Source organism: Methylothermus subterraneus (assembly GCF_054656915.1).
The window spans coordinates 192,414-207,080 of sequence record NZ_BAAHXK010000002.1 but is presented as its reverse complement, the minus strand read 5'-3'; the positions used below and the strand labels follow the sequence as shown (position 1 = coordinate 207,080).

General features: G+C 62.1%; 17 protein-coding genes. 7 read left to right on the top strand and 10 right to left on the bottom strand.

Annotated features, from left to right (window positions below):
• Positions 1-86: 86 nt before the first annotated feature.
• A complete protein-coding gene (locus tag ACYQ3M_RS02855; protein ID WP_460034540.1) occupies positions 87-1,046 on the top strand; it encodes a diguanylate cyclase in 960 nt (319 codons plus the stop codon).
• Here ACYQ3M_RS02855 and ACYQ3M_RS02850 read toward each other — a convergent pair.
• Both ACYQ3M_RS02850 and ACYQ3M_RS02845 read right to left on the bottom strand, forming a co-directional pair.
• On the bottom strand, positions 1,043-1,606 hold the full coding sequence (locus ACYQ3M_RS02850; RefSeq protein ID WP_460034539.1) for an isochorismatase family protein: 564 nt from the start codon (positions 1,604-1,606) through the stop codon (positions 1,043-1,045). The two genes, ACYQ3M_RS02855 and ACYQ3M_RS02850, sit on opposite strands and share 4 nt — an antisense overlap.
• 16 nt (positions 1,607-1,622) lie before the next feature.
• Complete coding sequence (locus ACYQ3M_RS02845) at positions 1,623-2,204, bottom strand: arylesterase (RefSeq protein WP_460034538.1); 582 nt, start codon at positions 2,202-2,204, stop codon at positions 1,623-1,625.
• A 7-nt stretch (positions 2,205-2,211) separates the two neighbouring features.
• Between ACYQ3M_RS02845 and ACYQ3M_RS02840 the strand changes: the two genes are divergently transcribed.
• Genes ACYQ3M_RS02840 through ACYQ3M_RS02830 form a run of 3 tightly spaced genes read left to right on the top strand, consistent with a single transcriptional unit; the run spans position 2,212 to position 5,767 of the window.
• Entirely contained in the window at positions 2,212-2,937 is a 726-nt protein-coding gene (locus ACYQ3M_RS02840) for an ABC transporter ATP-binding protein (protein ID WP_460034537.1), read from the top strand.
• Positions 2,934-5,423, top strand: coding sequence for an ABC transporter permease (locus tag ACYQ3M_RS02835; protein ID WP_460034536.1), 2,490 nt, complete (start codon positions 2,934-2,936; stop codon positions 5,421-5,423). The genes ACYQ3M_RS02840 and ACYQ3M_RS02835 overlap by 4 nt, the downstream gene beginning before the upstream one ends.
• A gap of 44 nt (positions 5,424-5,467) precedes the next feature.
• A complete protein-coding gene (locus ACYQ3M_RS02830) occupies positions 5,468-5,767 on the top strand; it encodes a hypothetical protein (protein WP_460034535.1) in 300 nt (99 codons plus the stop codon).
• 31 nt (positions 5,768-5,798) lie between these two features.
• Here ACYQ3M_RS02830 and ACYQ3M_RS02825 read toward each other — a convergent pair whose 3' ends face one another.
• The 7 genes from ACYQ3M_RS02825 to arsC form a co-directional block, all read right to left on the bottom strand.
• Positions 5,799-6,320 (bottom strand): hypothetical protein, encoded by a 522-nt coding sequence (locus ACYQ3M_RS02825; protein ID WP_460034534.1) that lies wholly within the window; start codon positions 6,318-6,320, stop codon positions 5,799-5,801.
• 79 nt (positions 6,321-6,399) lie between these two features.
• Positions 6,400-7,308, bottom strand: coding sequence for a (2E,6E)-farnesyl diphosphate synthase (gene ispA, locus ACYQ3M_RS02820; RefSeq protein ID WP_460034533.1), 909 nt, complete (start codon positions 7,306-7,308; stop codon positions 6,400-6,402).
• Positions 7,295-7,534: an exodeoxyribonuclease VII small subunit gene (locus tag ACYQ3M_RS02815; RefSeq protein WP_460034532.1), complete on the bottom strand. Its 240-nt coding sequence runs from the start codon at positions 7,532-7,534 to the stop codon at positions 7,295-7,297. The genes ispA and ACYQ3M_RS02815 overlap by 14 nt, the downstream gene beginning before the upstream one ends.
• A gap of 52 nt (positions 7,535-7,586) precedes the next feature.
• Entirely contained in the window at positions 7,587-8,504 is a 918-nt protein-coding gene (locus ACYQ3M_RS02810) for a ketopantoate reductase family protein (protein WP_460034531.1), read from the bottom strand.
• Positions 8,492-9,199: a DnaA regulatory inactivator Hda gene (hda, locus tag ACYQ3M_RS02805; RefSeq protein ID WP_460034530.1), complete on the bottom strand. Its 708-nt coding sequence runs from the start codon at positions 9,197-9,199 to the stop codon at positions 8,492-8,494. The genes ACYQ3M_RS02810 and hda overlap by 13 nt, the downstream gene beginning before the upstream one ends.
• A gap of 7 nt (positions 9,200-9,206) precedes the next feature.
• Complete coding sequence (gene wrbA, locus ACYQ3M_RS02800) at positions 9,207-9,818, bottom strand: NAD(P)H:quinone oxidoreductase (RefSeq protein ID WP_460034529.1); 612 nt, start codon at positions 9,816-9,818, stop codon at positions 9,207-9,209.
• Positions 9,819-9,821: 3 nt separating this feature from the next.
• Complete coding sequence (gene arsC / locus ACYQ3M_RS02795) at positions 9,822-10,169, bottom strand: arsenate reductase (glutaredoxin) (protein WP_460034528.1); 348 nt, start codon at positions 10,167-10,169, stop codon at positions 9,822-9,824.
• A 104-nt stretch (positions 10,170-10,273) separates the two neighbouring features.
• Here arsC and dnaB point away from each other — a divergent pair, with 104 nt between their 5' ends.
• The 3 genes from dnaB to radA are packed head-to-tail and all read left to right on the top strand — an operon-like array spanning position 10,274 to position 14,086.
• The gene (dnaB, locus tag ACYQ3M_RS02790; RefSeq protein ID WP_460034527.1) at positions 10,274-11,638 is read left to right on the top strand and encodes a replicative DNA helicase; all 1,365 of its coding nucleotides are present in this window, start codon (positions 10,274-10,276) and stop codon (positions 11,636-11,638) included.
• Positions 11,635-12,747: an alanine racemase gene (gene alr, locus ACYQ3M_RS02785; protein ID WP_460034526.1), complete on the top strand. Its 1,113-nt coding sequence runs from the start codon at positions 11,635-11,637 to the stop codon at positions 12,745-12,747. Before dnaB ends, alr begins: the two co-directional genes overlap by 4 nt.
• Complete coding sequence (gene radA / locus ACYQ3M_RS02780; protein WP_460034525.1) at positions 12,722-14,086, top strand: DNA repair protein RadA; 1,365 nt, start codon at positions 12,722-12,724, stop codon at positions 14,084-14,086. The genes alr and radA overlap by 26 nt, the downstream gene beginning before the upstream one ends.
• On the opposite strand, the gene ACYQ3M_RS02775 is transcribed toward radA, so the two are convergent.
• Positions 14,076-14,660, bottom strand: coding sequence for a DJ-1/PfpI family protein (locus tag ACYQ3M_RS02775; protein ID WP_460034524.1), 585 nt, complete (start codon positions 14,658-14,660; stop codon positions 14,076-14,078). The genes radA and ACYQ3M_RS02775 overlap by 11 nt on opposite strands.
• Between the last annotated feature and the right edge of the window lie 7 nt (positions 14,661-14,667).

Genomic DNA, 14,667 nt, shown 5'->3' with positions numbered 1-14,667 from the left:
ACAAAACCCCTAAAAACTCGACCTTTAGGCTGAACTAATCCGCAAAGCCGCCGTCTTTCAGGATAAACGCCTTAAGCAGAAGGAACATGGCCATTTTGATCGTCGACGACGATCCGCAGCTTTGCCAACTGATCGGCGTGCGCCTGGAGACGGCGGGCTATAAAACCTTGACCGCCGGCACCGCGGAGGAGGCGTTCGCCCGCTTGCAGGCAGGGGACCTTGAAGTCGAGCTGGTGATGCTCGACATCTTTCTACCGGATGCCTCGGGGATTGAAGTATGCCGCAGAATCAAAGCGGACCCAAGAACCTGCGACATCCCGGTGATCGTGCTCACCGGCAGCAACGACGAGGAGCACTTAGAGCAGGCGTTCGACGCCGGCGCGATCGATTACATCGAGAAGCCGTTCAAAGGATTAGAGCTCTTGGCTCGGATTCGCAGCGCCTTGCGTCTTAAAGCCGAGATCGAGCAGCGCAAGCGCCAAGCCCAGGAATTGATCGCCGTGGCCGAACAGCTCAAACGGGCCAATGAACAATTGCGCCAGCTGTCGTTCCACGATGCTTTGACCGGCCTCCACAACCGCCGCTACTTCGACGAATTCCTCGAGCGCGAATTCAAACGCGCCCAGCGTTCGGGCACGGAGCTGGCGCTGATCATGATCGACATCGATTATTTCAAGTCCTACAACGATCGCTTCGGTCATCAGGCAGGAGATCAAGCTTTGCGCCAGGTCGCCGCCACCTTTCGTTTCGTAGTCCACCGCTCCCACGATCTGGTCGCCCGGTACGGCGGGGAAGAATTTGCCGTGGTCCTGCCGGAGACCGCCCAACCGGCGGCTCTTACCATCGCCGAGAGCCTGCGCCAGAGGGTGGAAGCCTTGCGCCTGCCGCATCCTGATTCTCCCTTCGGGGTGGTGACGATCAGCTTAGGCCTCGCCGTCCGGCAGCCCAAACCGAAAGAATCGCTAAGCCAGCTGATCGAGGCCGCCGATATGGCTTTGTATCACTCCAAACGCGCCGGCAGAAACCGCGTCAGCGCAGCGGCCTAAAGCAGCCCGACCAGCTCTTTGAAACGCGGATGCCGCGCGTCGCGCAGCCACTCAAACACCACCGATTCCCCGACCACCACGACCGCCCCCGCCTGGCGCATTCGCTCCAAGGCATACACCTTGTGCTCCGGAGAACGCGATAAAACCGCGTCCTCGACCACGAATACGCTTAAGCCCCGACTAAGCAAGGTCAATGCGGTCTGCAATACGCTCACGTGCGCCTCGATCCCGGTCAAGACGACTTGCGTGCGTCCGCTCTGTTCCAATAAGGCGTCGAACCCCTCCGCGTCGCTGCACGCAAACCCGGTTTTGGCCAGCGGCTTTACTTCAGGCGGAGCGTGCGCCAAGATTTCTGCCACCGTACCGCCGAGCCGCGCCGGTTGCTGTTCGGTAAGCAGCACCGGAATCGCCAACGCCTTGGCCGCTTCCAGCAAGACGCTGCAGGTCTTAAACAACGTTCGGCAAGCTTCGGGCGGCATCGCTTCCGCCAAGCGCGGCTGGACGTCGGCGATCACCAACACGCTTTGTTCGGCAGCGCAAAGCCAAGGCGCAAACGCCAAAGTTCCTCCCCTCGCTTTAAGGCAATAAACTTTCTAGGGCCTGCCAGACCCGCTGCGCCAAAAGCGGCTGGGCCTTAAGATTCGGATGGATGCCGTCGGCCTGCATCAATTCGGCGTCCAAAGCCACCTCCTCGAGGAAAAAGGGCAGCAAAGTCACCGGATAGCGCTGCGCCAGGCGCCGGTAAACCGCCTCGAACATTGCGGCGAATTTCGGGCCATAATTGGTCGGCACCTTCATTCCTAAAAGCAAAACCTTGGCCTTTGCGGCCAAAGCGGCCTCGATCATTGCCGCCAAGTTTTGCTCCGTCTGCGCCGGCGAGATGCCGCGCAGACCGTCGTTGCCGCCCAACTCCAAGATCACCACCTGAGGCCGGTGCTGGGCAAGCAGCGCCGGCAGGCGGCGCCGGCCGCCTAAGGTGGTCTCGCCGCTGACACTGGCATTGACAAAACGGACGTCCTTGTGCTCTTGTGTAAGCAGCGCGACCCAGCCTTGCTCGGCGGGAATGCCATAAGCGGCGCTCAGGCTGTCGCCTAGAACTAAAACGGTGGCCGCCCAACCAAACTGCGGTAAGATCATCCACAGCACAATCCACTTCATCCTGTACATGGCTGCCCCTTTCCGTCAAGCCTTTAATACCGCGGCCGAGCTTAGGTCGGACTCGGCCCGGATCGTTGCCGTCCATCTTAGTAAATCGGTAAGCACGGCGGAAGGCAAGTTAGCCATTCTGACCGACGTAAACCTCGCCATTCAGCCGGGAGAGGCGGTCGCGGTGGTCGGCGTTTCCGGTTCCGGCAAGTCGACCTTGCTGAGCTTGCTCGCCGGCTTAGATCTGCCCACTTCGGGCCAGGTGTATCTGGACGGCGTCGCCCTGACCGAGCTGGACGAGGACGGCCGCGCCCACCTGCGGGGGGAAACGGTGGGGTTTGTGTTTCAATCGTTCCAGCTCCTGCCCAGCCTGACGGCGCTGGAAAACGCAATGCTGCCTTTGGAACTAAGGGGGGCAGAGGATGCGGCGATGCGGGCGCGCGAGCTTCTGGAACGGGTCGGGCTGGGGCATCGCTTGCACCACTACCCTCACCAACTGTCGGGTGGGGAACAGCAGCGCGTGGCGCTGGCGCGGGCGTTCGCGACCTGCCCTAAAGTCCTGTTCGCCGACGAGCCTACCGGCAACCTCGACCAACGCACCGGCCGGCACGTGATCGAGCTGCTGTTCGAGCTCAACCGCACCCACGCCACCACCTTGGTGCTGGTCACCCACGACGAGGCGCTGGCCGAACGCTGTCAGCGCGTCTTGGTGTTGGAGGCAGGACGGATCGTAGCCGAGCGATGAGCGACTGGGTCTTAGCCTGGCGCTTCTTGCGCCGCGAGCTGCGCGCGGGGGAGCTTAAGATCTTGGTGCTGGCCCTGATCTTGGCCGTAGCCAGCGTCACGGCCGTCGCTTTGCTGGCCGATCGGCTGACCCGCACCCTGACCGAACAGGCGGCCGATTTTCTCGCCGCCGACCTGGTCGTGGAAAGCCACGCCCCTCTGCCGTCGGCCTGGCTGCAAGAAGCGAAGCGGAGGGGGCTGGCGACCGCGCAGCGGGTGGAATTTACCAGCGTGCTGGTGGAAAACGAGCAATTGCTGCTGGTAGGCGTCAAGGCGGTCAGCGCCGCCTATCCGCTGCGCGGCTATCTCAAGACCACCGCAAGCGACCTTGCCGCCGCGCAAATCACCCGCGCGCCGCCTGCCCCCGGGCGAGTTTGGGTCGCTCCGCGGGTCTTGACCCAACTCGGGCTGAAGCTAGGCGACCGCCTCCAGGTAGGCAAGGTAAACCTGCTCATAGACCGGGTGCTGAGCTTTGAACCGGATACCCGAACCTCGTTCTACAGCTTAGCGCCGCGGGTGATCATGCGCGTCGAAGACCTTCCCGCTGCCGGGATTCTGGCCCCGGGCAGCCGCGCCAGCTATTACCAGCTGTTCGCCGGTCCTGAGGCCGAGTTGAAGCGCTTTAAACGTTTTCTCAAGGCCCACCTCAAACCCAACCAGCGCCTACTCGACGTGCACGAAGACCGGCCCGACGTGGGCCAGGCCTTGCGCCGGGCCGAGCGTTACCTGGGCCTAGCGAGCGCGATCGTGGTCCTGATCGCGGGGGCGGCGGTGGCGATGGCTTCCCGCCGCTACAGCACAAGACACTTGGATACCACCGCGGTGATCAAAGCCTTAGGCGCCTGCCAGGGCAAGGTGCTGCGCCTGTACGCCTACCAGTTTCTGCTCCTCGGTCTTTGCGCCGGTGGGGTTGGGACCCTGATCGGCTGGGGAGCGCAAGCAAGCTTGCTCTTGATCTTTAAAGACATGCTGCCTGAACGCCTCGCCCGTCCGAGTGGCTTGGCGTTTGGCTTTGGCCCGGCCACCGCTTGGCTTTTGCTGCTTAGCTTCTCCTTACCGCCCTTGCTGCGCCTTAGACGGGTGCCGCCGGCGAGGGTCCTGCGGCGCGATCTTTGCCCGGCCCCGATCAGCGCTTGGTTGACCTACACGGCAGGGGCGCTGGCGATTGGCGCGCTGGTGTGGCGCTTTACCCAAGACCTTAAGCTGAGCGCGGCGATTTTGGGCGTAAGCTCCGTGGCCCTGTTGGCGCTGGGAGGGTTGACGTACCTGCTGCTGCGGCTGGCCCGGGGCGGATTTAAGCGTTTGGGGCTGGCCTGGCGCCTGAGTCTGGACAACTTGCTCCGCCACCCTCAGCTCACCTTAGCCCAGGTGCTGGCTTTTTGCACGACTCTGGCGGCGATGACGGTAAGTTTTCTGGTGCGCAACGACCTGATCGCCGCCTGGCAAGCGCAGCTGCCTGTGGACGCCCCGAACTACTTCGTGCTCAACGTGTTTCCGGAAGAGCTGGGCGATTTCCAGCGGTTTCTAACCGTCGAGCTGCACGCCAAGACCAGCCGCTTCTTTCCCATCGTGCGCGGGCGCCTGGTCGAAGTCAACGGCCTCGACGTCCATCGCCTGGCGCGCCCGGACAGCGAAGGGGAAATGGCGATCCACCGCGACCTAAGCCTGACCTGGGCCGCCGAACCGCCGCCGGACAACCGCTTGGTAGCGGGCCGATGGTGGCAAGGCCAAGAACCTGGGCGGCAGGTATCGGTGGAATGGGACCTGGCCCAAAGCCTTGGCATCCGCATCGGAGATCGGCTGAGCTTTCTCGTGGAAGGGCAAAAAATCGACGCTCAGGTTGTAAACCTGCGCACCGTGCAGTGGGATTCCATGCTGCCCAACTTTTACATGATCTTTAATCCTGGCGATCTGGACGAGTTCGCCGCGACTTATTTGGCCAGCTTTTACCTGCCGCCGGAACGCCAAGCGGTTCTTAGCGAACTGATCCGGCGCTTTCCCAACGTCACTTTGGTGGAAGTGGACATGATCTTGCAGCACTTCCGCACCATCCTCAGGCAGGTCAGCTTCGCCGTCGACTACGTCCTGGTGCTGGCCTTGCTCGCAGGACTGTTAGTACTGTTGGCGGCGGTACACAGCGCCTTAGACGAGAGAATCCAGCAAAGCGCGCTGCTGCGCGTTCTGGGCGCCAGGGGCAGGCTGCTGCGTGCGAGCCTGTGGATCGAATTTCTGCTCCTTGGCGGGCTTTCGGGAATGCTGGCGGTGTGGGTGAGCGAAGCGGTCGCGTGGGTTTTGTACGTGCGGATCTTCGATATTCCGTTCCGCTTCCATGCATGGATCTGGTGGGCGGTGCCGGCGTTGGGGAGCGGGCTGACTGCGCTCGCCGGCTATTTTGGGACGCGCCAGGTGCTCACGCGCAGCCCGGCGGAATTCTTGCGCGTGCGTTAAAAGTTAGCTACATTGGTTTTTAGTAAAAACTATTTTTAAGGACTATGAGAAAAAGCGCGCTGGCCTGCATGGTTGGGGTAGGAATGCTGTTAAATTCGCCAACTCTGATTTCTCAAGTCCAGATCGTGAAGGCAGAACCGCAGGTAGCCGCTTGCCTTGCTCTAGGCGAAGTGAGAGCTTCGTCTGGTTACGGCAAGAAATTCGGTTGGCGTAGCCTTGCCGAAAAACTGGCCTTACGCCAAGCCCAGCAGAGGGGCGCAACCCACGCGATCGTAAAAGAATTCAAGCCTCAGGGCGCGTTCAACGGCATTGCGGCCTTGCGCATCTTCCGCTGCGCCCCTTAAGGGGCACGCACAAAGTGCCCCTTTCCAGAAATTATTGGGATTTCAAGTTGACGAGCGAGGTCCAACCGGCTTGCCCCTGGCACTCGCCGGCGAGGGGCTCCACTTTAGCGTACTTTACGTAGCTCACCGTGGTCAGCTCCAACACTTTGGCCGGAGTGCCGGCTTGGACCACGCAGATCTGCTCCTTCTCGCGCAGTTCTGGATCGGTCGCGCCCATGCGCCCAGGCGCCTGAAGAAGCAGCACATCGCCGCCGCCGGTGACGTTGGGATTGACCAGTTGGTAAGTCTGGCCGACCTGGACCGTAGGCATCGGCGCCTGCTCGACCCCGCCCCCGCCGAAGAAAAGCCAACCCAGCACGATCAAGACGAACGCGCCGATGCCGCCGTAGAAAGCCAGCGGGTTTTTCTCTTTAAGCGCCATCGCCATGGCGATGAACTTGCCCAAACCCGCCTTTTCCTCCCCCGCCTTAGGGGATTGCTCTGCTTGAGGTTCTGGCTGTTTGCCTGCCTCCTCCTCAGGTGTTGGGGACGTCCGTTCTTGGTTGTTGCTCATTCTTCTACCTCCTCGTTAGGATCGCCGAGTGATTTTAGGCTTTGTGCAAAGGGAACTTTCCCCCTGCCACGCGATTATACTAATTGCGCCTTTGAATGATAAAGAGCGACAAGGCCCGCAGCAAATCCGCCCGCGCGCCTAAAGGTTCCAGGCTGGCGAGGGCTTCCTCGTGCATCTCCCGGGCTTTCTGTTTGGCGCCGGCCATCCCGAGCAGCGCTGGATAAGTCGGCTTGGCTTGGGCCCTATCTTTGCCCTGAGTCTTGCCTAAAGTCGCGGTGTCGCTTTCTTCGTCTAGAATATCGTCCTGGATTTGGAACGCAAGTCCAATGCACTTGGCGTAATGGTCCAGCCGGGAGGCAAGCTCAGGATCCAAATCCGGCTTGGCTAAAGTCGCCAAGCTCACGCTCGCGCGGATCAACGCGCCGGTCTTGTGAATGTGCATCCACTCCAAGGCGGGCAGGTCCAGCGGCAACCCCACCGCCGCCAGATCGATGGCCTGACCGCCGACCATACCGCCGGCGCCGGCAGCTCTAGCCAAGCAGCCGATCATCGCCAGCCGCTGCGCCGCCGAGACCGCCAAGGTGGGATCGCAAGCCAACACCTCAAAGGCCAACGCCTGCAAGGCATCGCCGGCGAGGATCGCGGTCGCCTCGTCAAACTGGACGTGGCAGGTGGGCTTGCCGCGCCGCAGGGAATCGTCGTCCATCGCCGGCAGATCGTCGTGGATCAGCGAGTAGACGTGGATGAACTCCACCGCGCAAGCCGGACCATCTAGGATTTCCAGCGGCACTCCCAAGGTTTGGCCGGTGGCGTAGGTGAGGATCGGCCGCAGGCGCTTGCCGCCGTCCAAGGTCGCATAGCGCATGGCCTGGTGGAGCCGAGCCGGCAGCTTGTCGGCCGGAGGCAGGCGGCGATCCAAGGCGCGTTCCACCCGCGCGCGGCAGGTCTGCATAAAGGCGTGAAGGCGTTCGAGATCAGCGTTCGTCATCGGCTTGGAATGGGCGAAGTTGTTGGGTATCGTGGTCGTCGGCAAGCAAAATCTGTACCTTTTGTTCGGCTGCCTGCAAAGCTTGCTCGCAGGCGCGCGCCAGCTCCACGCCTTTGGCAAACAGCGCCAGAGACTCCTCCAGAGACAGGTCTCCCCGCTCCAGGGACGCAACGATCTGCTCCAATTCTTTAAGCTGCGCCTCAAATCCCGGTTTGCGTTTGGGCATTTTGGATCGCTGCCGATAAAAGCCGTTACGATAAGAGTTTTGGCAAGCGGTGTCAAAGCCGGCTTTGGGCGGCAAGTTCGCGCAGCTTCATCAGCGCGTAAAGGGATTCAAGATGGGGAACCGAAACGCCCGCGCGCTGCGCGGCGCGCACTGCGTTGCCTAAGATCGCTTCGGTCTCAAGCGGCCGGCCAGCTTCAAAGTCGAGCAGCATGCTGGTCTGGTACGGCGGCATCCTGCGGGTGCTGGCGATATTTTGCTCGATCACATCCTCCGGCAGCGGGTGGCCGAGCGCAGCGGCGATCGCGCAGACCTCGGCCATCACCGCGCGGATCAGGCCTTCTTGGGTTAGCAGCCAATCGGTGGTCAGCCCGCCAGAGAGCACCGACAGCGGGTTGAACGCCGCGTTCCAGACGCATTTGCCCCAGCGCGCGGCGACGATGTCTGAAGTCGCCTCGGCTTTCACCCCCGCGCGCTCGAACGCCTGGCACAAAGCCTCCACTCTGGGGCTAATCCCGCTTGGAAACACTCCGAACTTAAGCCCCCCGTAAGCCTGATGCCGGATTTGCCCCGGGGCCGTGCGGCTGACGCAGACGAAAGCCAGCCCCGAGATCAGCTCGCGGTTTGGAAAGGCCGCGGCGAGCTCGTTTTCGATCTCGACGCCGTTTTGGATCAGGACGATGGCGGTCCTTTCTCCCACCGCCTCCCGGATCAACGCCGCCCGGTCGATCTGCGGCAATACCTTGGTGCACACGACCACGTAGTCGGGTGAGACCGATACTTCGCCGGCGCGGCGGTACACAGCCTGAGGGCGGAAAGTCCACTGCCCCAAGGGGCTTTGGATGCGGATGCCGCAGGATTTTACCACCTCGTAATCCGAGCGGCACACCACCGCCACCTCGGCGCCGGCCCGAGCCAGAAGGGCACCGTAAAAACCGCCGATCGCACCGGTGCCGACGATCAAGACTCGCATGGAGGCTCCTTGAGATATTGCTTCACAAACGGAATGGTCAGCCGCCGTTTGGCCGCGAGCGTAGCCCGGTCGAGTCGCTCTAGGAGCTGCCAAAGCGAGGGCAGATCGCGCGGACAGCGGGTCAGGAGAAACTGCGCCACCTTTGGGCTCAGCTCCAACCCCAAATGCCTGGCGCGCAAGCGCAAAGCGGCAAGCTTGTCGGCATCGCTCAAAGGTTTAAGCCAAAGCGTCAATCCCCAAGCCAAGCGCGTGCGCAAATCGGCCAGCTGGATCGGCAGCTGCGCGGGCGGCACGCGGTCGGCGACGATCAGGCGGACGGCGCGTTCGCGCAAGCGGTTGAAACAGTGATACAAGGCCTGCTCCCACAGCGGGTCGGCGGCGATCGCTCCCACCTCGTCCACGCACACCAGGTCCACGTGTTCCAAACCTTCCAGCAGCGTCGGGGGATAGGCTTTAAGCTCGGCCAGCGGGAGGTAAACAACGCATTGCCCAAGCGAGTGGGCCTCCCGGCAACACGCCTGGAGCAGGTGGCTTTTGCCGGTCCCCCCCTCTCCCCAAAGATAAATGAACGGCTCGCCTTCGCCGCGCGCGCAGCGCTTAAGCGCCGTCACCGCCTCCAGATTGGCGCCGCCGTAGTACTGCTCGAAGCCGTACGGCTCGGCAAACCCCAGCCCAAGCGGCAATTGCGGCAGCATCGCCGCTTTAGACCTCCCGCCCCTTAAGGGCCAGCGCCGCCCGCGCAAGGCGTTGGCCAAAGCTCAGACACAAAGCTTTTTCCTCCGCGCTTAAGGTTGGATTCTCTTCCCCCGAGAGATGGCTGGGGCCGTACGGGGTGCCGCCGGTCTTGGTTTTCAGCAACGCCGTCTCGCGCGCGGGGATGCCGACGATGAGCATGCCGTGGTGGAGCAGCGGCAGCATCATCGAGAGCAAGGTGGTCTCGTGGCCGCCGTGCATGCTCGAGGTGGCGGTGAATACCCCGGCCGGCTTGCCGGCCAGCGCCCCCGAAAACCACACTGAGCTGGTCTGGTCGATGAAGTATTTAAGAGGGGCGGCCATGTTGCCGAAATGGGTCGGACTGCCAAGCGCTAGGCCATCGCAGCTTATAAGGTCTTCGATGCGGGCATAGGGCGGGCCTTGGGCGGGGATGGCGTCTTCCACCGCTTCACACACCGGCGACACCTCCGGCACCGTGCGCACTTTGGCCAACGCCCCGGCAACGCTCTCTATTCCGCGTGCGATCACCTCGGCCATGGCGGCGGTGGCGCCATAGCGGCTGTAATAAAGCACCAAGATTTCAGCTTGCGGCAAAGTCATGGCTCACAAAAGCTCAAGGACCTTCTCTGGAGGGCGGCCGATGACTGCGCGCGCGCCCGCGACCGCGATCGGCCGCTCGATCAGGACAGGATGCTCTAACATCGCTAAAATCAAAGCCTCCCGGCTCAGCGCCGGGTCGTCCAAGCCAAGCTCGCGGTAAATCGCCTCGCCTTTGCGCATCAAGGCGCGCGGCTCAAGCCCTAACTTGGCCAAAATCTCTTCCAGTTCGGCGCGGCTCGGCGGCGTTTTAAGGTATTCCACTATTTTCGGTTCGATGCCGCGGGCGCGCAGAAGCTGCAAAGCCGCCCGGGACTTGCTGCAACGGGGATTATGGTAAAGCACGACGGTCACGACAGGTACCCCAATCGTTGGTTTGAAGATTTATGCTAAACTGTTTTGGCGTTTTTAGCACGGGTCCCTCGTCTTTAATCCCCTTTAAACTTCAAGCTTACTTGATGGGTCAACCCGGCGAGCTTAAAGCGATTCCCAAAGTTCCCCCCTACTCCCTGCAGGCCGAGCAGGCGGTCTTGGGCGGTCTGATGCGGGATTCCAAGGCTTGGGAAAAAATCGCCGATCGCCTTGCCGAGACCGATTTTTACCGCAAAGAACACCGCTTGATTTTTCGCGCCATCGCCGAACTGATCGAGGCCGATTTTCCCTGCGACGGGGTCACGGTGGCGGAAGCTTTAGAAAAGCGCGGCGATCTGAAGGAAGTCGGCGGTATGAGTTATCTGGCCGCTTTGATCGAAGCCACTCCCAGCGCCGCCAACATCGCCGCCTACGCCGACATCGTGCGCGAACGGGCCATCCTGCGCCAGCTCGCCCAGGTCGGGGCCGAGATCGCAGAGTCGGCTTTCAACCCAGAAGGCCGGAAAGTGCACGAGCTCCTCGAAGAGGCCGAACAGAAGGTGTTTCACATCGCCGATCAACGCCGCAAGGGTGGCGGCTTCAAGGCGATCAAACACCTGCTCATCAAAGCCGTGGAGCGGATCGAGCAGTTACACGAACAAGGCAGCCACGTCACCGGGGTCAGCACCGGGTTTACCGATCTGGACCAGATGACCGCCGGCTTGCAACCGGGGGATCTGATCATCGTCGCCGGCCGGCCGTCGATGGGCAAGACCGCGTTTGCGATGTGCATCGCCGAACACGTCGCGGTCAGAGAGCAGCTGCCGGTGGCGGTGTTCAGCATGGAAATGCCGGGAGAGCATCTGGCGATGCGGATGCTGTCCTCGTTCGGGCGCATCGACCAGCACCGGCTCAGGATCGGCCAGCTGGAAGACGACGAATGGCCGCGCATGACCTCGGCCCTGAATATCCTCGCGGGGACCGCTTTGCACATCGACGACACCCCGGCGCTGACCCCGATCGAACTTCGCGCCCGGGCGCGCAGACTGGCGCGCGAGTACAGCAAACTGGGATTGGTAGTCATCGACTATTTGCAACTGATGCAGGCGCCTGGCGTCGCCGACAACCGCGTCGCGGAGATCTCGGAAATCTCGCGCAGCCTCAAAGGGCTGGCCAAAGAACTCAACGTGCCGGTGGTTGCCCTCTCGCAGCTCAACCGCAACTTGGAGCAGCGGCCCAACAAGCGGCCGGTGATGTCGGACTTGCGCGAAAGCGGATCACTCGAGCAAGACGCCGATCTGATCCTGTTCATCTACCGCGATGAGGTCTATCACGAAGACAGCCCGGACAAAGGCACCGCCGAAATCATCATCGCCAAACAGCGCAACGGCCCCATCGGCACCGTGCGGCTGACCTTCCTTGCCCAACACACCCGCTTTGAGAACTACGCCAACCCCGAGGACGACTATTGAATCCCCCCTTTCCTTACGCGCTGTTAAACTTAGACGCCCTGCGCGCGAACCTGGAGCGCGTTCGCGCCTTGGCGCCGCGCTCTAAAGTGCTGGCGGTGATCAAAGCCAACGCTTACGGCCACGGCCTGGTCCAGGTGGCGCACGCCCTCCACGCTGCGCACGGGTTTGCGGTCGCGCGGGTGGACGAAGGGATCGCTCTGCGCCAAGCTGGAGTGCTCAAACGCATCGTCGTGCTCCAAGGCTTTCTCGAACCCGAGCAGCTTAAGGCCCATTGGGCTTGGCGTTTGGAACCGGTGATCCATACCTTAAGTCAAATCGATTTGCTCGAGGCCAATGGCCCAACCCGCCAACCGCTTCGCATTTGGCTCAAGCTGGACAGCGGGATGCACCGCTTAGGGCTTACCCCGCAGGAATTTAACACCGCCTTGGCGCGGCTAAAGCGCCTGTTTCCCCCGCGCGCTCTGGCCCTCATGACCCACCTGGCGTGCGCCGACGAGCCAGACAACCCAGCGACCGCCGCGCAACTGACCCAGTTTGCAGCGCTGACCGCTGGCTTGAACCTGGCGCGGAGCATCGCCAATTCCGCCGCCATCCTCACCGAACCTGCCAGCCACGGCGATTGGGTGCGCCCTGGACTAATGTTGTATGGGGTGTCGCCGTTTGCGAACCGCAGCGCGCGCGACTTGGGCTTAACGCCGGTGATGAGCCTAAAGAGCCGGGTGATCGCGATCAAAACGGTCGCCAAAGGGGAGGCGGTGGGTTACGGAGGGAGCTGGATCGCCCCCAGGGTTTCGCGCCTGGGGATCGTGGCGGCAGGGTATGGGGACGGTTACCCGCGCGAGGTGGCGCCGGAAGCCAAAGTGCTGATCGAAGGCCGGCGGGTCCCCGTGGTAGGCAGGGTGTCGATGGACACGCTCCAGGTGGATTTGACCGACTTTCCAGAGGTTCCAGTGGGAGCGGAAGCGATTCTCTGGGGGGAAGGTTTGCCGGTGGAAGAGGTGGCGCGTTGGGCCGGCACCATCCCCTACACGCTGCTTAGCCGGGTGGCGGCGCGGGTGCCGAAAATCGAATTTCAGACCAGTTATGAGCCGCGCCAAAATCGCCTATAGCTGTAGCCAATGCGGCCATACCAGCCCCAAGTGGGCCGGGCGCTGCTTAGGGTGCGGCGCGTGGGGCACCTTGGTGGAAACCGCCTTGGAACCGCCAACCAATCCTCGTTTTTCCGGTTTTGCCGGAAGCGCCGGGTTAGAGCCGCCGGTGGCGCTCGGTGAGGTCGCCGCCGAGGTCGCCGCGCGCCTGTCCACCGGTTTAACCGAGCTCGACCGGGTGTTGGGAGGCGGCTTGGTCAAAGGCTCGACCGTGCTCATCGGCGGCGATCCGGGAATCGGCAAATCCACCCTGCTCCTGCAAGCGATGGGGATGCTGAGCGCGCAGCACAAAGTGCTCTACATCAGTGGCGAAGAATCGGTGGCGCAGATCAGCCTGCGCGGGAGGCGCCTGTACGTCGACTGCCGCCAAGTGCCGGTGCTGGCGGAGACAGCTCTAGAGCGGATGGTGCCGGTGATCGAAGCCTACCACCCAGAGGTGGTGGTGCTCGACTCGATCCAGACCGCCTATACCGAAATCCTCAATTCCGCCCCCGGATCGGTTTCTCAGGTACGCGAGTGCGCCGCGCACCTTGTGCGCTTGGCCAAGACCCGCCAGATGGCGGTGTTCCTGGTCGGCCACGTGACCAAGGAAGGAGCGATCGCCGGGCCTAGAGTACTCGAACACATGGTAGACACGGTGCTGTACTTCGAAGGCGAGGCCGGCAGCCGTTTCCGGGTAATCCGGGCGGTGAAGAACCGCTTCGGCGCCACCGGCGAACTGGGCGTGTTTGCGATGACCGAAGGAGGGCTCAAAGAGGTCAAAAACCCTTCGGCGATTTTCCTCTCGCGCCAGCAAGTGGACACCCCGGGCAGCGCTGTGTGCGTTCTGCGCGAAGGCAGCCGGCCGTTGCTGGTGGAGGTCCAAGCGCTGGTGGACGAGACGTCTTTAGCCAATCCGCGCCGGGTGACGGTAGGCATGGAAGCCAACCGCCTGGCGATGTTGCTGGCGGTGTTGCACCGCCATGGCGGAGTGCCGCTGGTGGGCCAGGACGTGTTCGTGAACGTGGTCGGCGGGGTGCGCCTGAACGAGACCGCCGGCGACCTGGCGGTGGTCCTGGCGGTGCTGTCCAGCCTGCGCGAAAAACCCTTGCCCAAAGACTTGGTGGCGTTTGGCGAACTGGGCCTGACCGGCGAAGTCCGGCCCGTTCCGCACGGTGAGGAACGCCTGCGTGAGGCGGCAAAACACGGCTTTAAAACGGCGATCGTCCCCTGCCACAACGCCCCCAAAGGGGGAATCGCGGGGATGGAGATCGCTCAGGTTAAGACTTTAAAAGAAGCGCTTTCGGTCCTTAGGGGATGATCGTGCTGCCTAAGGCCTGCAAAAAGAAACGCATCCATTGCGGGTGTGCGGGCCAGGCCGGGGCGGTGATGAAATTCCTGTCCACATGAGCGTTGGAGTAGCTTGGGTTGTTGGGGATATACTTGGCGCCGGCGAGTTCGATTTCCGGTGCGACCGCAGGATAGCAGCTGATCTCCACCCCTTCGATCACCCGCGCCGCCGATAACACTTGGGCGCCGTGGCAGATCGCGGCGATTGGCTTTTTGTCCTGCGCAAAGGACCGAACCAGTTCGAGAACTTTGGGATTTAAGCGCAGATACTCGGGCGCCCGCCCGCCCGGGATCACAAGACCAGCGTAGTTTTGCGGCTCGACTTGGTCAAAATCGGCGGTAATTTCAAAGTTGTGGCCGAGCTTTTCGGTATAGGTCTGATCCCCCTCGAAATCGTGCACCGCCGTTTTGACCGTATCGCCGCTCTTCTTGCCGGGGCAGACCACATCCACTTGATGGCCGACCAGCGTCAAGATTTGATACGGCACCATCGCTTCGTAGTCTTCGACAAAATCGCCGACCAGCATCAAAATGCGCTTGACCATACAACCT